Raw genomic sequence first — 19265 nt, forward strand, 5'->3', positions numbered from 1 at the left:
CCGGGCCCTGCGCGGGACCGGGATGGAACGGACCGAGCGCTGGCTCGGCGGCGCGACCGTGCCCTGGCCGTCGAACGGCGTCACCCGGAATCCGGGGCCGCGCGGCACGCGCGCCCCCGGATTGTAACTTCAGCGATCCGGAGCCTCGGCCGCGGCCCGCCGGAGACCGATCACTCGGCCGCGATCTTCTGGACCGCGCCGATCGCGCCGGACTCGGAGATCTCGCCGACCTCGGCCTCGGAGTAGCCGAGCACGGAGCGCAGGATCTCCTCGGTGTGCTCGCCGAGGAGCGGCGAGCGGGTCACCTCGCTCGGGCTCGCCGACAGCTTGATGGGATTGCCGACCGTCAGGTACTTGCCGCGGGTCGGGTGATCGACCTCCACGATGGTACCGGTCTTCCGCAGAGACTCGTCCTCGGCGATCTCCTTCATCGACAGGATCGGGCCGCAGGGGATGTCGTACTTGTTCAGGGTGTCCATCACCTCGAACTTGGACACCTTCATCGTCCAGGCCTCGATCCGCGTGAAGATCTCGTTGAGATGCGGCAGGCGGGCCTTCGGGGTGGCGTAGTTCGGATCGGTCTTCCAATCCGGCTCACCGATGATGTCGCAGATCGGCTCCCAGACGGCGGCCTGGGTGATGACGTAGATATAGGCGTTCGGATCCTGCTCCCAGCCCTTGCAGCGCAGGATGCGGCCCGGCTGACCGCCACCCGAATCGTTGCCCGCGCGCGGGGTCGCCTCGCCGAAGGGGATGCCCTCGCCGAACTGGCTGTATTCCTTGAGCGGCCCGTGCGCGAGCCGCTGCTGGTCGCGCAGCTTCACCCGGCACAGGTTCAGCACGCCGTCCTGCATGGCGCAGTCGACCTTCTGGCCGAGGCCGCTCTGGGTCCGATGATAGAGCGCCGTGACGATGCCGAGGGCGAGGTGCAGGCCCGTGCCGGAATCACCGATCTGCGCGCCCGTCACCATCGGGATGCCGTCGCGGAAGCCCGTCGTCGAGGCGGAGCCGCCGGCGCACTGCGCGACGTTCTCGTAGACCTTGCAATCTTCGTAGCGGCCCGGACCGAAGCCCTTCACGGAGGCCAGGATCATCCGCGGGTTGGCCTCGTGGATCTTCTCCCAGGTCAGGCCCATGCGGGCGAGGGCGCCGGGCGCGAAATTCTCGACGAGGACATCGCATTCCTTGATCAGGCGCCAGAGAACCTCCTTGCCCTTGGGGTTCTTCGAGTCGAGCGTGATCGACCGCTTGTTGTGGTTCAGCATCGTGAAATAGAGGCTGTCCACGTCCGGGATGTCCTGAAGCTGCTGGCGCGTGGCGTCGCCGACGCCCGGCCGCTCGACCTTGATGACGTCGGCGCCGAACCAGGCCAGGAGCTGCGTACAGGTCGGACCGGATTGAACGTGGGTGAAGTCCAGGATGCGGACGCCTTCGAGGGCCTTGGTCATGATCGGTCTCGGAGCTGGAGTCGGTGTGGGGATGACGGAGGGCGGCTCAGGCCGCGCGGGATACCGGTTCGATGCCTGCACGGGCCCGTGACGCGCGTGCCGCGACGCCGGGGCAGGGGCCTTCCATCCTCGAACGGATCATGTCTGTTCTCCCTCCCGAAGCGCGGTCTCGTCGTATCGCGACACCGTCACGCGGACTCGGGGTGACGAGTCCGCCAATTTGTATACCACATGCCATCTGGCGGACGCGAGTGCCTATTGTGGACGTCTCCGGTGACGGCCGATGCCGGAGCGTAAGCCGGGGCGCGCCGACGCTCAACACGCGGCACAGCGCGAACGCGCGTCGCCGGCAGCGCCCCCTTGGCATTCCGGGACAGGCGGTCCATGATTTCGCCAAAATTGCCTCTGGCTGCGGGATAAAAAGCGTGCCGCAGCCGTAGGGGGCACGATGTAACGCTGCACGAGGAACGCCCATGCTCGCCAGCACCAGCCTGATCAAGTCGTCCTGGATCGCCGTCGACGTCGCCCACGACCGCGCCGAGCGCGTTCTCGTGGTCGAGACTTACATTGCCGTGAGCCCGCTGGAACCGAATTACGACGCCGCGCAGTACGAGCGCGTGCTCGCCTGCGTCCAGAAGGTGCTCAAGACCCATCCGGAGATCGACCGTGCGTCGATCCTGAGCATGCATCGCGGCTCCGGCTGCACGGCGCTGTTCCGAGACACGCCCGCGAAGCAGCCCGCGGCCGCCTGAGGTGCTCAGGCCTCGCCGCTCTCGGTCGGTCGGGACAGATCCGGCGGCTCGAGGGCGACGCGGGCCGCGTGGAACCACCACAGCGGGATGTCGCGATTGGCCTTCGCCAGTTCCGACGCCCATCCCTCCTTGGGCATGACGTCGGCGCGATCGGCGAAGAGGCGCAGCGCCGCCTCCGCGCGCTCCCGTCGGCACCGCTCCTCGATCGCTCGCCGCTCGGCCTCGGCGCGGGCGTCGGTCTGCTCGATGAGGCGCCGGGTCGCGAGATCGTCGGCGTCGAAGGCGAATTGCTGCCAGAACGCCTCCGCCTCCCGGGCGACGTCGCGCTCGCGGCGCAGCGTCACGAGCGCCTCTTCCGCGGCACTCCGCGCCGTCTCGGCCGCTTCGGCGCGGGCGAGGAGGCGGTTGTTGGCCTCGAGGAGTTCCCCCTCGCGCTCGGGCGACATCCGCTGCCGGCGCAGCACCCGCAACTCCTCCTCGTCGGCCCGTCGGGCCGCCAGCAGATCCGCCAGCGGGCCGGCCGCGAGGGCGTCGGCGGATCGACGATAGCGCTCGCGGAGACCGGGGTGCCGGGCCTCCAGGTCCGGGTCGGTCCAGAGGGCGCGATCCTCTCCCTCCGTCCGCTCAGACTCGTACAGAGCCTGCGCCAGGGCCTCGCGCAGGTCGTCCGGAAATCGTGCCGCCGCGTGTCCGTTCATGAACCTGCATTCGCGTTGAGCGATCGACAGAACCTAGAACGCGGGCGGACGCCGGGAGAGACCATCGCCGTGTGACGCACGCGAATTTTTCGTCGCGGCCCAGCCGCGCGTCGGCGTCGGGCGCCGATCGTGACCTGTCCGCCGAGACGCGCAGACTGCAATCGCCGCTCCGCCTCGACCCGGCCATGCGCGCACCCCGTCCGCTTGCCTACGCCGGGGCGGGTCCAAGGTGGATCGTGGCCGAACCTGCTTGCCCGGACCTGTCGCGCGCCCGCAGGCAGAGCCCTGGCCGCGGACCCGCACCCATCCCGGCCCCGCCCTCGGGCCTCGCGGCACAGTCTCGGTATCTCGGAGACTTGGCCGGCTCCGAATCGCGATGGCGCCCGCCATCTACCCGGGATACATCGCGAGGAGCGCCCCTCACGCGTCGATCGCAGTCGATGGTCCATATTGGCTACAACCCGGCGCTGGTCGCCCTGTCGATCGGCCTCGCCGTCTTCGCGTCCTACACCGCGCTGGACCTGGGGGCGCGGATCCGCGGGACCGTCGCGGGGCCGCGCTGGCCATGGATCGCCGGTGCCGCACTCGCCATGGGCGGCGGCATCTGGTCGATGCACTTCGTCGGCATGCTGGCCTTCGAGATGGGCATGCCGGCCGCCTACGACATCGGCCTCACCCTCCTGTCTCTCGCGATCGCCGTCGCGGTGACCGGGGCCGCCTTCCTGTGGGTGGCGCGCGTCGGCGAGGGGCCGGGCGGACTTCTCGTGGCCGGCCCCCTGATGGGTCTGGGCGTCGCCGGCATGCATTACACCGGCATGGCGGCGCTCCGGATCCCGGGCGACCTCGCCTACAGCCCGGCGGTGGTCGCGCTCTCGGTGGCGATCGCCGTGACCGCGGCGACCGCGGCCCTGTGGCTCTCCTTCCGGCAGCACGGCGTCTGGCAGAAGCTCGCCGCGGCGTGTGTGATGGGCCTCGCGGTGGCGGGGATGCACTACACCGGCATGGCCGCGGCGACGATCACCGCCGAGGCGGCCGGCGCCCACGCCGCCCACGTGGCCACCGGCGTTCCGGGCCAGCAGAACCTCGCCCTCTACGTCGCCGGCGCGACGTTCCTCATCCTGTTCCTCGCGATGCTCGCCTCCTCGCTGGACCAGCAGCGCGTGCAGCGCGAACTCCAGGCGAGCGAGGCGCGGTTCCGCGCCGCCGTGCAGGCGGTGCGCGGCGTGCTCTGGACCAACGATGCCGAGGGCCGGATGCTCGGCGAGCAGCCGGGCTGGAGCGCGATCACCGGTCAGACGCGGGACCAGTATCAGGGCTACGGCTGGGCCGACGCGGTCCATCCCGACGACATGGAATCGTCCATCGAGACCTGGAACGCGACCGTCCGGGCACGGCGTACCTACGTCCACGAGCACCGGGTCCGGTCCCGCGACGGAACGTGGCGACATTTCGCGATCCGCGCCATCCCGGTCTTCGACGCGCGGGGCGAGATCCGCGAGTGGGTCGGCGTCCACACGGACATCACCGAGCAGAGACTGGCCGAATCCGATCTGCGCGAGTCCAACGAGGAGATCCAGCGCTACGCCTACATCGTCAGCCACGACCTCCGCGCGCCGCTGGTCAACGTGATGGGATTCACGAGCGAACTGGAGGCGACCCGGACCGAGATCGCCGCGGCCCTCCGGGGACATCCGGAGGCGGATCGGCTCGACGCCGATCTCGGCGAGGCGCTCGGCTTCATCAAGGCGGCGGTGAACCGGATGGAAGGGCTGATCGCCGCCATCCTGAAGCTCTCGCGGGAGGGGCGGCGACAGTTCTCGCCCGAGCCCCTCGACATGTCCGGCCTGCTCCGCGGCGTGGCCGATGCCCAGCGGCATCAGGCGGAGGCGGTCGGCGCCACGGTGACGATCGCCCGCGACCTGCCCGAGATCGTCGCCGACCGGCTCGCGATCGAGCAGGTCTTCGGCAACCTGCTGGACAACGCCGTGAAATACCTCGACCCGAGTCGGCCCGGACGCATCACCGTGACGGCCAAGGCCGTGGGCGAGCGCGGCGTCTGCTTCTCCGTCGCCGACAACGGTCGGGGCATCGCCGCCCGGGACCACGCCCGCGTCTTCGAGCTTTTCCGCCGATCGGGCACACAGGACCGCCCGGGCGAGGGGATCGGCCTGGCCCACGTGAAGGCGCTGGTGCGCTCGTTCGGCGGCCGGATCGAGATCCGTTCAGAACTCGGCGTCGGCACGACGTTCGACGTGACCTTGCCGCGCGGGACAGCTACAGCGGTCCGGTTAGACCCTGAACCGGCGCCCATCGCCGCCGAATGAGCGTGGAGCCGCCCGTGCACCCCGTCAGCATCGTGATGATCGAGGATGACGAGGGACATGCGCGCCTGATCGAGCGGAACATTCGCCGCGCCGGCGTCAACAACGACATCGTGCAGTTCCGGAACGGCACGTCGGCGCTGGACTATCTGCTCGGCGCGGACGGCTCCGGCGAGGCGAGCGCCCGACGTCACCTGCTGATCCTGCTCGATCTCAACCTGCCGGACATGACCGGCCTCGACATCCTCGAGAAGGTCAAGGCGAACCCGCACACGCGGCGGTCACCGGTGGTGGTGCTGACCACGACGGACGACAGCCGCGAGATCCAGCGCTGCTACGATCTCGGGGCCAACGTCTACATCACCAAGCCGGTGAGCTACGACGGCTTCGCGAACGCGATCCGCCAGCTCGGGCTGTTCTTCTCGGTCATGCAGGTTCCGCAGAACCCATGAGTGCCGGGCGTGCCAGCGTGGGCGGCACCGCTGCGGCGGCACGCATCCTCTACATCGACGACGATCCCGGCCTCGGCCGCCTGGTCCGGCGCGCCCTGGAGGCGCGCGGCTACGCCGTCGAGCTCTGTCCCGACGGTGCCGCGGGGCTGGCGCGACTGGCGCAGGGCGGGATCGACGCCGTCGCCCTCGACCACCACATGCCCGGGCAGACGGGCCTCGACCTGCTGCCGGAGATCCGCGCGCTGCCCGAGGCGCCGCCGGTCATCTACGTGACCGGTTCCGAGGACAGCCGCGTCGCCGTGGCAGCCCTGAAGGCGGGGGCGGTGGACTACGTCTGGAAGGACGTCCAGGGGCAGTTCCGGGAGCTGCTCGGCGAGGCCGTCGCCACCGCCCTCCGGCAGGAGAGCCTGCGGCGCGACAAGGAGCGGGCCGAGGCCGAGATGCGCGAGGCGCGCGACCGCGCCGAGCTGCTGCTGCGCGAGGTCAATCACCGCGTGGCCAACTCCCTGGCCCTCGTCGCCGCCCTGGCGCACATGCAGCGCAACGCCGTCACGGATCCGGCCGCCAAGGCGGCGCTCGACGAGATGCAGGCCCGGATCTCGGCGATCGCCGGCATCCACCGGCGCCTCTACACCTCGGACGACGTCGAGTCCGTCGAGCTCGACGCCTACCTGCAGAGCCTCGTCGAGGAATTGCAGGCCGCCATGCGGGCGAGCGGGCGGGACCACGCGATCCGCCTCCGGGCCGAGCCGGTGCGGCTCTCGACCGACAAGGCTGTCTCGGTCGGCGTGGTCGTGACCGAGCTCGTCACCAACGCTTACAAGTACGCCTACCCGGTCGGCACCTCGGGCGAGATCCGCGTGGCGGTCGAGCGGGACGCCGCCGACACCGTGCTGCTCGCCGTCGAGGACGACGGCATCGGCTGGACCGGGGAGGGCGAGATCCGCGGCACCGGGCTCGGGTCGCGCATCGTGCGCGCCATGGCGTCGAACCTGCGCTCGGCCCTGTCGTACGCCCCCGGCCGTCCCGGCACCCGGGCGATCCTGGCGTTCCAAGCCTGAGCCCGAGGCTGAGCGTCGGGCTCTAGCCGCCCGCTCGCCCGGCGATGCGGTCGAGCGCGTCGAGCATCGGCGCCAGGGTGTCCTCGTCGAGTTGCTGGAAGCCCAGCGCCCGGCTCATGAACAGGCCCAAGATGGCGAAGTACAGGACCGAGCCCTCGCCCGGGGGCGCGCCCTCGATCCGTCCGAGCTGGTCCAGCTGATCCGCGACGAAAGCCTGAAAGTCCTTCTGCGCTTCCGGCGATTCCATCGATGCCAGGAGGAGCGCGCGCGCGGCTTCGTTATCCTCGCAATAGTGCCCGCGGATATGGGCCACCATCGCTCTGGGCAGTTGCGACGGGCCGGCCGGGATCTCCCGCGCGCAGGCATCGATCTCCGCGCGCACGTCCGCGAGCTTGCGGGCGACCAGCGCCGCCACCAGCGCGTCCTTGGACGCGTAATGGTGCAGAACCCCGCCTTTGCTCAGCCCGGCCTCGACCGCGACCGCGTCGATCGTCAGCCCGCGCACGCCTCCCTTCAGGAGAACGGCCGCGGCCGCCTCCAGAATGATCTCGGGCCGCGCCGCCAGTCGCTGTCGCTTCACCTGCATCACAAGCCTGCACTAAAGACCGTCTGGACGGTATGTAATGGATGGCGTAGGAACGCGCCACGCAATTCGCACGAATCGCGCCGACGCAGTCGATCGCATGAACCGCATCGCCTTCCTTCCATCGACATCCGTTCTGCTGGTGTTAACCGCGCTCGCTTCGATCGGGTGCGCCCGAGCCGAGCCGGAAACGGCCTTCGATCCGGCTCTGGCCCGGGTGCGGGTGGTGCAGGCGCACCGGACGCCGCTGGCGCTCGACGTCGTGGTGACCGGCGACATCCAGGCCCAGGCGCAGGTGAACGTGTCGTTCCGGACGAACGGAAAGGTCGCCGAGCGGCGCGTCGAGGTCGGCGACCACGTCGCCGCCAATCAGGTCCTCGCCGTCCTCGAACCCCTGACGCAGCAGGCCAATCTCGACAACGCCAAGGCCGCCCTCGCTTCGGCCGAGGCGCTGCTGACACAGGCCAAGATGTCCTACGAGCGTCAGAAGCAGCTCCTCGCCGGCGGCTTCACCACCCGCTCGACCTACGACAACGCCGAGCAGGAGCTGCGCACGACCCAGGCGGCGGTCGACTCGGCCAAGGCGGCGCTGGGGACCGCGCAGGAGCAGTTCTCGTACACGGAGCTGCGCGCGGGGGTGTCCGGCGTGGTGACGAGCCGCAGCTTCGAGGTCGGCCAAGTCGTCCAGGCGGGCCAGACCGTGCTGGTCGTGGCGCAGGACGGGCCCCGCGACGCGGTCTTCAACGTCTACGAATCGCTGCTGGCCCAGCCGCCGGCCGGCGACACCATCGCGGTGGCCCTCCAGTCGGACCCGTCCGTCACCGCGGTCGGGACCGTGCGGGAGATCTCGCCCACGGTGGACGCCGCGAGCGGCACGGTGCGGGTCAAGATCGGTCTGAAGGCGACGCCCGCCGCCATGGGGCTCGGCGCCGTCGTCGTCGGCCGCGGCCGCTTCGCGCCGCACGAAGCGGTCGTCCTGCCCTGGTCGGCACTGTACCGCTACGACGGGCGGCCCTCGGTGTGGATCTACGATCCGGACCGCAGGACCGTCTCGGTGCGCGCGGTGGAGATCGACCGCTTCGGGCCCGACATCATCGCGCTGAAGCGCGGCGTCGAGCCGGGCGAGCGCGTGGTCGTCGCCGGCATCCAGTTCCTGCGCCCCGGCCAGACCGTCGCGGCCGCCGAGATCGGAGACCGCCCATGAAGACGCGCGCGTATCTCGCGCTCGGACTCGTCACGGCGGCGCTTGCCGGCTGCAACGGTCACGGCGAGGAGGGCGGCGAGGCCGCTGCCGTCCGTCCGGTGCTGACGCAGGTGGTCGCGCCGAAGGACAGCATCACGTTCGGGCCGTTCGCCGGCACGATCGAGCCGCGCTACCAGGCGCAGCTCGGCTTCCAGATTCCCGGCCGCATGGTCGCTCGGGACGTCACGGTCGGCGACCTCGTCACCCGGGGCCAGCGCCTCGCCGCCCTCGACACCATCGTGACCCGCTTCGACCTGACCCGCGCCGAGGCCGACCTCGCCGACGCGAAGGCGCAGGCCGAGAACGCCGAGGCCGCGGAGGCGCGGACCCGGCGCCTGATGTCCGGCAACGCCGTTTCCCAGGCGACCCTCGATCAGGCGGTCGCCAAGCGCGAGACCGCCCGGGCCCGGGTGGATCAGGCGATGGCGAGCCTCCAGAAGGCCCGCGACCAGATGGGCTACACCGAGCTGAAGGCCGAGTTCGACGGCGTCGTGACCCAGCGCCTCGCCGAGGTCGGCCAGGTGCTCAGCGCCGGCCAGGGTGTCGTGACCGTGGCGCGGCCGGACGTCCGCGAGGCCGTGGTCGACATTCCCGAAGCCCATGCCGGGGCCCTGCCGGCGGACGGCGTCTTCACCGTCGCGCTCCAGAGCGCGCCGGAGCTGACGGCGCGCGGGCGCGTCCGCGAGATCGCGCCGCTCGCCGAGTCGGGGACGCGGTCCAAGCGCATCCGGATCACCCTGGACGATCCCGGCCCGGCCTTCCGGCTCGGCGCGACCATCAACGTGTCGCTCATGCGCAAGGTCCCGCCCACCGTACGGCTGCCCGCCTCGGCGCTGCTCGAGGACGGCGCCCGCCGCTCGGTCTGGGTCGTGTCGCCCGACGGGAAGTCGGTGTCGCGCCGCGACGTCACCGTGGCCGCGGCGCGGGACAACGCGGACGACGGCCGCGTCGCGGTCGTCGACGGTCTGAAGGCCGGCGAGCGCGTCGTCGTGGCCGGCGTCCACGTCCTCAAGGAAGGCCAGGCCGTGCGCCTGACCGACGGCGCCGTCTGATCCGGCCGCACGGGGTTTTCGCGTGAAGGACTTCAACCTTTCCGACTGGGCGCTCGAGCACCGCTCGTTCGTCTGGTTCCTGATGCTGGTCTCGCTGGTCGCGGGCCTGATGGCCTATACCCGCCTCGGCCGCGAGGAGGATCCGCCCTTCACCATCAAGACCATGGTGGTGCAGACCACGTGGCCGGGCGCGACCATCAAGGACACCCTCGATCAGGTCACCGACCGGGTCGAGAAGGAGCTCCAGCAGCTCAACGGTCTCGACTACGTCCGCAGCTACACGACCCCCGGATCGTCGACGGTGTTCGTCCAGTTCCGCGACACCCTCAAGAAGAACGAGATCCAGCCGGCCTTCTACCAAGTGCGCAAGCGGCTGGGCGACATCAAGGGCCAGTTCCCGGAGGGCGTCCAGGGCCCGTTCTTCAACGACGAGTTCGGCGACGTCTACGGCAACATCTACGCCTTCACGGCCGACGGCCTGACGCACCGGCAGTTGCGCGACTACGTCGAGGGCATCCGCACCGAGGTCCTGCGGGTACCCAACATCGGCAAGACCCAGCTGATCGGCACGCAGGACGAGACGATCTACCTCGACTTCTCCACCCGGAAACTGGCCGGCTACGGCATCGATTTCCAGGCCCTGATCAAGGCCCTGCAGGCGCAGAACGCGGTTTCGGCCTCGGGCGTCGTCCAGGCCGGGCCGGAGCGCATCTCGCTGCGGGTCAGCGGTTCCTTCGCCTCCGAGGCCTCGCTCCAGGATTTCAACCTGCGGGTCAATGACCGCTTCTTCCGCCTCGCCGACATCGCCGAGATCAGCCGCGGCTACGAGGACCCGCCCGCACCGCTGTTCCGGGTGGACGGCAAGCCCGCGATCGGCCTCGCCATCGCGATGCGTCCGGGCGCCAACCTGCTGCATTTCGGCGAGGCGCTGAAGGAGCGCATGCGGCGGATCGAGTCGACGCTGCCGGTGGGCGTCGGCGTCCACCTCGTGTCGGACCAGCCCAAGCAGGTCGAGCACGCGGTCGGCGGCTTCACTGAGGCCCTGGTCGAGGCCGTGATCATCGTGCTGGCGGTGAGCTTCGTGAGCCTCGGCGTCCGCGCCGGCCTCGTCGTCTCGGTGTCGATCCCGCTCGTGCTCGCCATCGTGTTCGTGGTCATGCAGATCATGGACGTCACCCTGCAGCGCATCTCCCTCGGCGCGCTGATCATCGCGCTGGGCCTCCTGGTCGACGACGCCATGATCACCGTCGAGATGATGGTGGCCCGCCTGGAGCGCGGCGACACGCTCCGGAAGGCCGCCACCTTCGCCTACACGTCGACGGCATTCCCCATGCTCACCGGGACCCTCGTCACCGTGGCGGGCTTCCTGCCGATCGGCTTCAACGGCTCCGGCGCCGGCGAGTACACCTACTCGCTGTTCGTGGTGATCGCGGCCGCGCTGCTCGTCTCCTGGGTTGTGGCGGTCCTGTTCGCGCCGCTCGTCGGCGTGACGCTCCTGCCGAAGACCATGAAGCACCACACCGAGAAGCAGGGCATCTTCACCCGCCTGTTCGTCCGGGCGCTCCGGATCGCCATGCGCTGGCACTGGACGACGGTGGTGGTCTGCCTCGGGCTGATGGCGGCGGCCATCGTCGGGATGGGCCACGTGCAGCAGCAGTTCTTCCCGTCCTCGGACCGGTCCGAGGTGCTGGTCGACCTGACCCTGCCGCAGAACGCCACCATCGCCGAGACCCGGGCGCAGATGGACCGGTTCGAGGCGAACCTGAAGGGCGACCCGGACGTGACGAGCTGGTCGTCCTACGTCGGTGAGGGCGCGGTGCGCTTCTACCTTCCCCTCGACCAGCAGCTCGCCAACGCGTTCTTCGGGCAGATCGTCATCGTCACGAAGTCGCTGGAGGTGCGGGACCGCGTGATGGCGCGCCTCCAGACCATCGGCCTGCGCGACTTCGTCGGCACCGACGTGCTGGTGCAGCCCCTCAGCCTCGGACCGCCCGTCGGCCGGCCGGTGCAGTACCGTCTCAGCGGCCCGAACATGGAGACGGTGCGTCGCCTCTCGCTCGACCTCGCCAACGTGGTCGCGGCCGACAAGCGCCTCGACGTGCCGACCTTCGACTGGAACGAGCCCGGCAAGGTCTTGCGGGTCGAGATCCTCCAGGACAAGGCGCGCCAGCTCGGCGTCACCAGCCAGGACGTCGCCGGCATCCTGAACGGGATCGAGGGCGGGCAGGCGATCACGCAGGTCCGCGACTCGATCTACCTGGTCAACGTCGTCGGCCGCGCCCGCGCGGCCGAGCGGTCCTCCCTGGACACGCTGCAATCGCTGCAGGTCGGTCTCGCGAACGGCACGGTGGTGCCCGTGCTCGCCTTCGCGCGGATCGGCTACGATCTCGAGCAGCCGATCGTCTGGCGCCGCGACCGCCTGCCGACCGTGACGGTGCGCGCCACGATCCACGACGCGACCCAGCCGGCCACCATCGTGGCCGCCCTGCAGCCCGGCATCGACGCCTTCATCAAGGCGCTCCCGGAGGGATACACGGTCCAGACCGGCGGCGCCGTCGAGGAATCCGCCAAGGGCCAGGGGCCGATCGCCGCCGTAGTCCCGGTCATGCTGCTCGCCATGGCGTTCCTGCTGATGATGCAGCTCCAGAGCTTCGGAAGGATGCTCCTCGTCTTCACGGTCGCGCCGCTCGGCCTGATCGGCGTCGTGCCGGCGCTGCTCCTGTTCGACAAGCCGATGGGCTTCGTCGCCATCCTGGGCATCCTGGCGCTCATCGGGATCATCATCCGCAACGCGGTGATCCTGGTGAGCCAGATCGAGGAGTTCCGGGACGAGGGGATGGCGCCCTGGGAGGCGGTGTTCGAGGCGACGCACCACCGCATGCGGCCGATCCTCCTGACCGCCGCGGCGGCGAGCCTGGGCCTGATCCCGATCGCCCGCGAGGTGTTCTGGGGGCCGATGGCCTTCGCGATGATCGGCGGGATCCTGGCGGCGACCTTCCTGACGCTGCTGTTCCTGCCGGCCCTCTACATCGGCTGCTACCGCATCCGCCCGGAGGCGAGCGGCACGCCCACGGCTCACGCCGGCTGATCCGCCGGTTCACTCGATCGCAGCGCCTGCGGGCGCTGCGAGAAACGGTCGGCCCGCCCCTCCGCCCCCTCAGGGCGGGCCGACCGTGACGATCTTTCGCGCGGGCGGGGCCGCGTCGCCGGAAACCCGACGGTGCTCCGGCGCGTAGGGTGCGACGGAAACGAGGACCGTCCCGCCCATGAACGCCTTCATCGCCGTCGTCCTGGTCTGCGCCAACGGGATCGCCCAGGATTCCTGCACGGACGCCCAGGCGCTCGAAGTGCGCAAGGTCCGGGTCGCCAACGAGCTCGGCTGCGCCACCGGCTGGCAGGAGATCATCGCCCGCACCGAGCTGCGCGAGGAGATCGGCAAGACCGCCTACCTGAAGACGGAGTGCCGCCGGGTGAAGGAGCCCCGGTGACGCCGGCGGGCCGCTACTTCTCGTACTTGATGTAGGCGAAGCGCGGATCCGTCGGGGTGCCCTCGAGCCCCTGTCCCTCCAGGCCCGGCTGCCAGGACACGACCTCCTCGATCTTCCGGGCGAGGGCGAAGTCCTTGTCGGTGATGCCCTTGGCCGCGTGGTTCATCAGCCGGACCTCGACCCAGGCGTACGATGCCGTGATGTCGGGATGGTGCCACGCCGCCTCGGCGAGGTGCCCGACCGTGTTGATCACCATCAGGGTGCTCTTCCAGCCGGACGTCTTGTAGGTGCGCCGGATCCACCCGTCCTCCAGGCGCCACGCGGGCAGCTCGGCCTTCAGCCGCGCCTCCACGGTCGCTTGGTCCAGTGCGCCTTCGCGTCGCTCGCTCATGATCCCGTCTCCGATGAAGCCGTCGCGGCCGAGGGTGCCGCCGCGGCCAGTTGCGCGCAAGCGTGTTTGCCACGGTGGACGGAAACCGGTGTGAGCCCTATGACCTTTTGCCAATGGCGTCCGGCTCGGTCGGCACTCCAGTCTGCCGCCGCTGAAGACTGCGCAATACGATGGGAGAAGGCGTGATGCTGTCACGGCGCGCGATGCTCGCCGGGGGCCTGCTCGGCGGCCTCGGCCTGCGGGCGGCGCGCGCCGACGTGCCCACGATCCGACTCGGGAGCCTGCCCTTCGGCACGTCCACCTGGGAGGCGGCGGTGATCAAGGCCCGCGGCCTCGACACGGCCAACGGCTTCGCGCTCGACGCGGTCAAGCTCGCGGGCAACGACGCGGCCCGGATCAGCTTCATCGGCGGGCAGGTCGACACGATCATCGGCGACCTGCTCTGGGCCGCGCGCCTCGGCAACGACGGCCAAGCGGTGCGCTTCATCCCGTACTCGACCTCCGAGGGCGGCGTCATGGTTCCGGGCGACAGCCCGGTGAAGAGCCTCAAGGATCTCGCGGGCAAGCGCCTCGGGGTGGCCGGCGGCCCCCTGGACAAGAACTGGCTGCTCCTCCGGGCACAGGCCAAGGACGCGGCCGGCATCGACCTCGAGCAGGCCGCCGAGATCGCCTACGGCGCGCCGCCGCTGATCACGCTGAAGCTGGAGCAGGGCGCCCTCGACGCGGCGCTGACTTACTGGACCTACTGCGCCCGGCTGAAGGCCAAGGGGTACCGGCAGCTCGTCGGCGCGGAAGACATCATGCACGCCCTCGGGGTCCCCGGAGACGTGGCGCTGATCGGCTACCTGTTCCAGGACGCCACCGTGAAGGAGAAGCCCGCGGCCGTGGCGGCCTTCGCCCGGGCCTCGCGCGCCGCCAAGGACATGCTCGCGTCCGATCCGAGCACGTGGCAGATCGTGCGCCCGCTGATGGCGGCGGAGGACGAGGCAACCTTCGAGGCCCTGAAGCACGATTTCCTGGCCGGCATCCCGCGCCGCTCCACCGCGGAGGAGCGCGCCGACGCCGAGAAGCTCTACGCGGTGATGGCGCGGCTCGGCGGCGCCCGCCTCGTCGGCAAGGGCGACGCGCTCCCGCCGGACCTCTACTACACCGGCCGCAATGGTTGAGGCTCCCGTCCGGCGGGCGCGCGCGGCGGCCGTCCCGAGCACCGGGACCGCATGGGCGCGCTGACCCGCATCGCGTCCCTGGCCGTGCTCCTCGCCGCCTGGCAGATCGCCGCGCTCGAGGCGGGCTCGCGCCTGCTGCCGGCGCCCCTGGCGGTGCTGCGCTTCATCGTTCAGGAGGCGGAGCGCGGCGATCTCGCCCACAACGTGGGCATGACGCTGCTCCGCGTGGCGATCTCCTTCACCGTGGCGATGATCCTCGGCGTCGTCCTCGGCGTGGCGCTCGGACGGTCCAAGGCCGCCGACCTCATCCTCGACACGCCGCTGCTCGTCCTCCTCAACACGCCGGCCCTGGTGATCACGGTCCTGGCCTACGTCTGGGTGGGGCTCACCGAGACCGCCGCGATCCTGGCGGTGGTGCTCAACAAGCTCCCGAACGTCGCGGTGATCGTGCGCGAGGGGGCGCGGAACCTCGATCCCGGGCTCGACGAGATGGCCCGCGCCTACCGGCTCGACCGGCGCAGCTGGGCCCTCGACATCCTGATCCCGCAGCTCCAGCCCTACATGGTGACGGCGGCGCGGTCGGGCCTGTCGCTCGCCTGGAAGATCGTGCTGGTGGTGGAGCTGCTCGGGCGCCCGGACGGGGTCGGCTTCGCGATCAACTACTACTTCGTCCAGAGCACCGACGTGGCGGCGATCATCGGCTACAGCCTCGTCTTCATGGCCGTGATGATCGGCATCGACGTCCTCCTGCTGCAGCGGCTCGAAGCCTATGTCCGTCGCTGGCGCTGAGCCCGTCCTCCAGGTCGCGATCGCGTCGAAATGGTACCGGCCCGCCCGGGCCGAGCCGGTCGAGGCCGTTCGGAACCTCACCTTCGGCGTCGCCGCCGGGGAGATCGTCTGCCTGATCGGGCCGTCGGGCGCCGGGAAGACCACCACCCTGCGGATCCTGCTCGGGCTCGACACCGCGTTCGAGGGCCGCGTCTCCGGCGCGGACCGGGCGGGCATCGTGTTCCAGGAGCCGCGGCTGCTGCCCTGGCGCAGCGTCGAGCACAATGTCCGCCTCGGCCTGCCCCGGGCGCGGCGGAACCGCGATCTCGACGACCTGTTCGCGCGGCTCGGCCTGACGGCGTGGCGGACGCGCTACCCGAAGGCCCTGTCGCTGGGGATGCAGCGGCGCGTGGCTCTGGCGCGCGCGCTGGCCGACGGGCCGCGGGTCCTCGTGCTCGACGAGCCGTTCGTGTCCCTCGACGACGCCGCCGCCGCCGAGCTGCGCGGTCTCGTGGTGGACACGGTGGACCGGGCCGGCATGAGCGTCCTGATGGTCACGCACAACGTCGCCGAGGCGATCGGGATCGCCGACCGCCTGCTGCTGGTCTCGCGGCGCCCGGCGAGCCTCATCGCCGACGTGCGCCTCGACCGGCCGCGCCGCGACCGCGACCGTACCTGGGCCGAGACGACGCGGGCGAACCTCGCCGCGCGGCATCCCGAGATCATCGCGCAGTGACGCGGGCTGCGCCGGTCGTTCGGACGAACCCGCGCGTCCGGATCGCGCGCTGAGGTCCGGGCGCCACCGGAACCGAAGGACCATCCGACTTCGGCCCCGACGTCGGTCGATCCGGTGCCACACCCGCCGTTTCCCCGGGCCGCCCGAGCAGCGTAGGATCGATCCACGGGGGTGCGCATGGCCGACCTAGAGGCGAAACATCGGGTCTTCGTGGCGCTGCACGAGCGGCCGGGCGCGTTCGTCGTGGCCAACCCATGGGACGCGGGTTCGTCGCGGATCCTGACCGCCCTCGGTTACGAGGCGCTGGCGACGACGAGCGCCGGGTTCGCGTTCGCCGTCGGACGGCGGGACTCCACCGCCTCGCTGTCGCGGGACGCGATCCTGGAGAACGCCCGCGCCATCGTGGACGCGACCCACCTGCCCGTGACGGCCGATCTGGAGGACGGGTTCGGGACGGACCCGGAGGCGTGCGCGCTGACGATCGCCCGGGCCTCAGAGATCGGGCTGGTCGGCGGCTCGATCGAGGACGCCACGGGCGACGCCGCCAGTCCGATCTTCGATTTCGGTCACGCCGTCGAGCGAGTCGCCGCCGCGGCCGAGGCCGCGCGCCGGCTCCCGTTCGTGCTGACCGCGCGCGCCGAGAACCACCTGTGCGGGCGGCCCGACCTCGACGACACGATCCGCCGCCTCCAGGCCTTCGAGGAGGCGGGAGCGCACGTCCTCTACGCGCCGAACCTGCCGGACCTCAAGGCCATTCGGGCGGTCTGTGCCGCGGTCAGCCGCCCGGTGAACGTCGTCGCCGGGCTGTCGCCCCGGCAGTACACGGTGGCCGAGCTGGAGGCGGCGGGCGTCAAGCGGATCAGCGTCGGCGGGTCTTTCGCGCGGGCGGCCCTCGGCGGTCTCGCGCGCGCGGCGCGGGAGGTGCTGGACCGGGGCACCTTCACCTACGCGGCGGAGGCGATGTCGGGAAGCGAGGCGAGATCGTACATGGCGGAGGCGACTCGGTAGGGGCGACCGCTCGGCATCGCGGTCCTTCATCCCGCCAACCGGCGGCGAACGAGCGCCGCCGGGCCGATCGGCCCGAACGCTCGAGCCGAAGCCGACGACCGAGAGACACGGTTTGTCACCGCGTCGAGCTACGCACGGGCGGACGACCGCTATACCGATGCGCCCGTCGGACCCGATCCGTCCGCGGGCCACCCCGGGCATCGCGGGTCGCCGCCCCGCCCGACCGTGGCGACCCACCGAGACCCGAGCCTCCCGATGTCCCGCACGTCCCCTACGGCCATCGCCCTCGAACCCGTCGCCGCCGAACGGTCGGGGACCGGCAACGTGGTCCGACTGGCCGTCGCGCAGGCCCTCGCCGGGGCGAACTCGACGGTCGTGTTCGCGACGGGCGCGGTCGTCGGCAACATGCTCGCGCCCAGCAAGGTCCTCGCCACGCTGCCGATCTCGATCTTCGTCGTCGGGATGGCCGCCTGCGCCCTGCCGACCGGCAGCATCGCCAGGCGCTACGGGCGCCGCACCGTCTTCATGGTCGGCACCGGCTGCGGTGTGCTCGTCGGCCTGCTCTCGGCCTGGGCGATCGTCGCGGCCGACTTCTGGCTGTTCTGCGCGGCGATGTTCCTCGGCGGCGCCTACGCCGCCGTGGTCTTCTCGTTCCGCTTCGCCGCGGCGGACTGCGTTCCGGCCGAACGGCGGCCGCGGGCGCTGTCGGCGGTCATGGCGGGCGGCGTCTTCGGCGGCGTGATCGGGCCGCAGCTCGTCACCCACACCATGAACCTGTCGCCCCCCCACCTGTTCGCGGCCACCTTCCTGGCCCAGGCGGCCGTCGCCGGTGCGGCCGCCCTCGTCCTGGCGGGCGTTCGCCTGCCGCGACCGGCCGCAGAGACCGTCTCAGGCGGGCGACCGCTGGCCGTCATCCTGGCGCAGCCGCGCTTCGTGATCGCGGTGATCTGCGGGGCCGTGTCCTACCTGCTGATGAATTTCGTGATGACGGCCGCCCCGCTGGCCATGCGCCTGTGCGGTCACACGCAGGAGGATGCCAATCTCGGCCTGCAATGGCACGTTATCGCCATGTACGGTCCGAGCTTCTTCACCGGGCGGCTGATCACGCGCTTCGGCGCGTCCCGCGTGGTGGCGACCGGCCTCGCCTTGACGGGCGCGGCCGCGCTCGTCGGGCTCGCCGGCGCGGATGTCGGCCATTTCTGGCTGTCCCTCGTCCTCCTCGGCGTCGGCTGGAACTTCGGCTTCGTCGGCGCCTCCGCGATGGTGCTGGACTGCCATCGCCCGGAGGAGCGGACGCGGGTGCAGTCGATCAACGACTTCATCGTGTTCGGGATGGTGGCCCTGGGCTCATTCTCGTCCGGCGGCCTTCTGACGAGCTACGGCTGGGACACGGTTCTCTGGGTCTCGTTCGCGCCCCTGGCGCTGGCCGCGACGGCGCTCGCACGCACGATGGGCCGCGGCGCGCCGCGGCCCGGCGGAGCATGAGCGCGGCGCGGCGGCCGGGCCCCGAACGGACCCCGCGGACGCGTGCCCCGACGGTCGCGGAGTCGGTCGCGGAGTCGGTCGCGCGGTCTCAGCCCCCGCGGATTCCGTCCGGATCCCCGGCCTCGGGCAGGGCGACGTAGATCAGCACGCCGAGCACCGTCATGGCGAAGCGGAAGGCGGATTCCTGGCCGTTCCAGACCTTCGACATCCACATGCCGAACCACTCGCCGCCGATGCCCAGGAATCCGCCCTGCCAGACCAGGAAGCCGAGGCTGAGGCCCGCGATCGCCCAGGTCTTGGCCCGGGCGAACGCGCCGCGCGGGGCCTGCAGCCGCGCGAGCATCAGCGCCACGCCGATCCAGAGCAGGAGCGCCGTCAGCGCCTCCGCGACGACGATCAGCGTGAAGGCGCCGCGCTGCAGAACGGGATCCGTGATGGAGCGGTCGGCGATCCCCGAATCCGGCAGGATCGTATCCATCGACAGCACGTGCTGCACGAAGGCGAGGTTCACCGCGGGCTCCACGACGTTGCCGTACACGACTAGGGTGCAGGTCAGCGCCAGGGCGCCGACGAGGGCGGCCTTCGAGAGGCGGATGGCGAGCATGAACTGGCC

At 71.0% G+C, this 19265-nt stretch carries 18 protein-coding genes; 13 read left to right on the plus strand and 5 right to left on the minus strand.

Features of this window, described 5'->3' with window-relative positions; translation table 11 throughout:
• Window positions 1-170: 170 nt before the first annotated feature.
• A complete protein-coding gene (gene frc / locus ME121_RS11560) occupies window positions 171-1448 on the minus strand; it encodes a formyl-CoA transferase (RefSeq protein WP_012319742.1) in 1278 nt (425 codons plus the stop codon).
• Between the two features lie 473 nt (window positions 1449-1921).
• On the opposite strand from frc, the gene ME121_RS11565 reads away from it, so the two are divergent.
• Entirely contained in the window at window positions 1922-2200 is a 279-nt protein-coding gene (locus ME121_RS11565) for a hypothetical protein (protein ID WP_012319741.1), read from the plus strand.
• 5 nt (window positions 2201-2205) lie between these two features.
• Here the strand turns inward: ME121_RS11565 and ME121_RS11570 are convergent, their stop codons facing one another.
• Window positions 2206-2898: a hypothetical protein gene (locus ME121_RS11570; protein ID WP_059408877.1), complete on the minus strand. Its 693-nt coding sequence runs from the start codon at window positions 2896-2898 to the stop codon at window positions 2206-2208.
• 440 nt (window positions 2899-3338) lie between these two features.
• On the opposite strand from ME121_RS11570, the gene ME121_RS11575 reads away from it, so the two are divergent.
• Genes ME121_RS11575 through ME121_RS11585 form a run of 3 tightly spaced genes read left to right on the plus strand, consistent with a single transcriptional unit; the run spans window position 3339 to window position 6732 of the window.
• A complete protein-coding gene (locus ME121_RS11575; protein ID WP_059408878.1) occupies window positions 3339-5222 on the plus strand; it encodes an MHYT domain-containing protein in 1884 nt (627 codons plus the stop codon).
• The gene (locus ME121_RS11580; protein WP_012319738.1) at window positions 5219-5671 is read left to right on the plus strand and encodes a response regulator; all 453 of its coding nucleotides are present in this window, start codon (window positions 5219-5221) and stop codon (window positions 5669-5671) included. The genes ME121_RS11575 and ME121_RS11580 overlap by 4 nt, the downstream gene beginning before the upstream one ends.
• A complete protein-coding gene (locus ME121_RS11585) occupies window positions 5668-6732 on the plus strand; it encodes a sensor histidine kinase (RefSeq protein WP_012319737.1) in 1065 nt (354 codons plus the stop codon). The genes ME121_RS11580 and ME121_RS11585 overlap by 4 nt, the downstream gene beginning before the upstream one ends.
• 22 nt (window positions 6733-6754) lie before the next feature.
• Here the strand turns inward: ME121_RS11585 and ME121_RS11590 are convergent, their stop codons facing one another.
• The gene (locus ME121_RS11590) at window positions 6755-7318 is read right to left on the minus strand and encodes a TetR/AcrR family transcriptional regulator (protein ID WP_012319736.1); all 564 of its coding nucleotides are present in this window, start codon (window positions 7316-7318) and stop codon (window positions 6755-6757) included.
• Window positions 7319-7415: 97 nt separating this feature from the next.
• Here ME121_RS11590 and ME121_RS11595 point away from each other — a divergent pair, with 97 nt between their 5' ends.
• The 4 genes from ME121_RS11595 (at window position 7416) to ME121_RS11610 (ending at window position 13098) form a co-directional block, all read left to right on the plus strand.
• Window positions 7416-8519, plus strand: a complete 1104-nt coding sequence (locus ME121_RS11595; RefSeq protein WP_053622148.1) for an efflux RND transporter periplasmic adaptor subunit — start codon at window positions 7416-7418, stop codon at window positions 8517-8519.
• Window positions 8516-9610 carry an efflux RND transporter periplasmic adaptor subunit gene (locus tag ME121_RS11600; RefSeq protein WP_024829713.1) on the plus strand — a complete coding sequence of 365 codons (1095 nt, stop codon included), beginning with the start codon at window positions 8516-8518 and terminating at the stop codon, window positions 9608-9610. The genes ME121_RS11595 and ME121_RS11600 overlap by 4 nt, the downstream gene beginning before the upstream one ends.
• A gap of 22 nt (window positions 9611-9632) precedes the next feature.
• A complete protein-coding gene (locus ME121_RS11605; protein ID WP_012319733.1) occupies window positions 9633-12698 on the plus strand; it encodes an efflux RND transporter permease subunit in 3066 nt (1021 codons plus the stop codon).
• Window positions 12699-12876: 178 nt separating this feature from the next.
• Window positions 12877-13098, plus strand: a complete 222-nt coding sequence (locus ME121_RS11610) for a hypothetical protein (protein WP_012319732.1) — start codon at window positions 12877-12879, stop codon at window positions 13096-13098.
• A gap of 13 nt (window positions 13099-13111) precedes the next feature.
• On the opposite strand, the gene ME121_RS11615 is transcribed toward ME121_RS11610, so the two are convergent.
• Window positions 13112-13489 (minus strand): 4a-hydroxytetrahydrobiopterin dehydratase, encoded by a 378-nt coding sequence (locus tag ME121_RS11615; protein ID WP_012319731.1) that lies wholly within the window; start codon window positions 13487-13489, stop codon window positions 13112-13114.
• 185 nt (window positions 13490-13674) lie between these two features.
• Between ME121_RS11615 and ME121_RS11620 the strand changes: the two genes are divergently transcribed.
• From ME121_RS11620 to ME121_RS11640, 5 genes are all read left to right on the plus strand, one after another.
• Complete coding sequence (locus ME121_RS11620) at window positions 13675-14655, plus strand: ABC transporter substrate-binding protein (RefSeq protein ID WP_024829714.1); 981 nt, start codon at window positions 13675-13677, stop codon at window positions 14653-14655.
• A gap of 51 nt (window positions 14656-14706) precedes the next feature.
• Window positions 14707-15444, plus strand: a complete 738-nt coding sequence (locus tag ME121_RS11625; protein ID WP_012319729.1) for an ABC transporter permease — start codon at window positions 14707-14709, stop codon at window positions 15442-15444.
• Window positions 15425-16159 (plus strand): ABC transporter ATP-binding protein, encoded by a 735-nt coding sequence (locus ME121_RS11630; RefSeq protein WP_024829716.1) that lies wholly within the window; start codon window positions 15425-15427, stop codon window positions 16157-16159. The genes ME121_RS11625 and ME121_RS11630 overlap by 20 nt, the downstream gene beginning before the upstream one ends.
• A 177-nt stretch (window positions 16160-16336) precedes the next feature.
• Entirely contained in the window at window positions 16337-17167 is an 831-nt protein-coding gene (locus ME121_RS11635) for an isocitrate lyase/PEP mutase family protein (RefSeq protein ID WP_059408879.1), read from the plus strand.
• 255 nt (window positions 17168-17422) lie between these two features.
• Entirely contained in the window at window positions 17423-18652 is a 1230-nt protein-coding gene (locus ME121_RS11640) for an MFS transporter (RefSeq protein WP_059408880.1), read from the plus strand.
• Between the two features lie 88 nt (window positions 18653-18740).
• Here ME121_RS11640 and ME121_RS11645 read toward each other — a convergent pair whose 3' ends face one another.
• Complete coding sequence (locus tag ME121_RS11645) at window positions 18741-19256, minus strand: DUF2165 family protein (protein ID WP_043073908.1); 516 nt, start codon at window positions 19254-19256, stop codon at window positions 18741-18743.
• Between the last annotated feature and the right edge of the window lie 9 nt (window positions 19257-19265).

The organism is Methylobacterium sp. ME121, from assembly GCF_000974725.1.
GTDB classification, from domain to species: domain Bacteria; phylum Pseudomonadota; class Alphaproteobacteria; order Rhizobiales; family Beijerinckiaceae; genus Methylobacterium; species Methylobacterium radiotolerans.

Bases quoted from the DNA above. Each gene is read 5' to 3' on its own strand.
- frc (WP_012319742.1), bottom strand. From the start codon at position 1,448: ATGACCAAGGCCCTCGAAGGCGTCCGCATCCTGGACTTCACCCACGTT.
- ME121_RS11565 (WP_012319741.1), top strand. From the start codon at position 1,922: ATGCTCGCCAGCACCAGCCTGATCAAGTCGTCCTGGATCGCCGTCGAC.
- ME121_RS11570 (WP_059408877.1), bottom strand. From the start codon at position 2,898: ATGAACGGACACGCGGCGGCACGATTTCCGGACGACCTGCGCGAGGCC.
- ME121_RS11575 (WP_059408878.1), top strand. From the start codon at position 3,339: ATGGTCCATATTGGCTACAACCCGGCGCTGGTCGCCCTGTCGATCGGC.
- ME121_RS11580 (WP_012319738.1), top strand. From the start codon at position 5,219: ATGAGCGTGGAGCCGCCCGTGCACCCCGTCAGCATCGTGATGATCGAG.
- ME121_RS11585 (WP_012319737.1), top strand. From the start codon at position 5,668: ATGAGTGCCGGGCGTGCCAGCGTGGGCGGCACCGCTGCGGCGGCACGC.
- ME121_RS11590 (WP_012319736.1), bottom strand. From the start codon at position 7,318: ATGCAGGTGAAGCGACAGCGACTGGCGGCGCGGCCCGAGATCATTCTG.
- ME121_RS11595 (WP_053622148.1), top strand. From the start codon at position 7,416: ATGAACCGCATCGCCTTCCTTCCATCGACATCCGTTCTGCTGGTGTTA.
- ME121_RS11600 (WP_024829713.1), top strand. From the start codon at position 8,516: ATGAAGACGCGCGCGTATCTCGCGCTCGGACTCGTCACGGCGGCGCTT.
- ME121_RS11610 (WP_012319732.1), top strand. From the start codon at position 12,877: ATGAACGCCTTCATCGCCGTCGTCCTGGTCTGCGCCAACGGGATCGCC.
- ME121_RS11615 (WP_012319731.1), bottom strand. From the start codon at position 13,489: ATGAGCGAGCGACGCGAAGGCGCACTGGACCAAGCGACCGTGGAGGCG.
- ME121_RS11620 (WP_024829714.1), top strand. From the start codon at position 13,675: ATGCTGTCACGGCGCGCGATGCTCGCCGGGGGCCTGCTCGGCGGCCTC.
- ME121_RS11625 (WP_012319729.1), top strand. From the start codon at position 14,707: ATGGGCGCGCTGACCCGCATCGCGTCCCTGGCCGTGCTCCTCGCCGCC.
- ME121_RS11630 (WP_024829716.1), top strand. From the start codon at position 15,425: ATGTCCGTCGCTGGCGCTGAGCCCGTCCTCCAGGTCGCGATCGCGTCG.
- ME121_RS11635 (WP_059408879.1), top strand. From the start codon at position 16,337: ATGGCCGACCTAGAGGCGAAACATCGGGTCTTCGTGGCGCTGCACGAG.
- ME121_RS11640 (WP_059408880.1), top strand. From the start codon at position 17,423: ATGTCCCGCACGTCCCCTACGGCCATCGCCCTCGAACCCGTCGCCGCC.
- ME121_RS11645 (WP_043073908.1), bottom strand. From the start codon at position 19,256: ATGCTCGCCATCCGCCTCTCGAAGGCCGCCCTCGTCGGCGCCCTGGCG.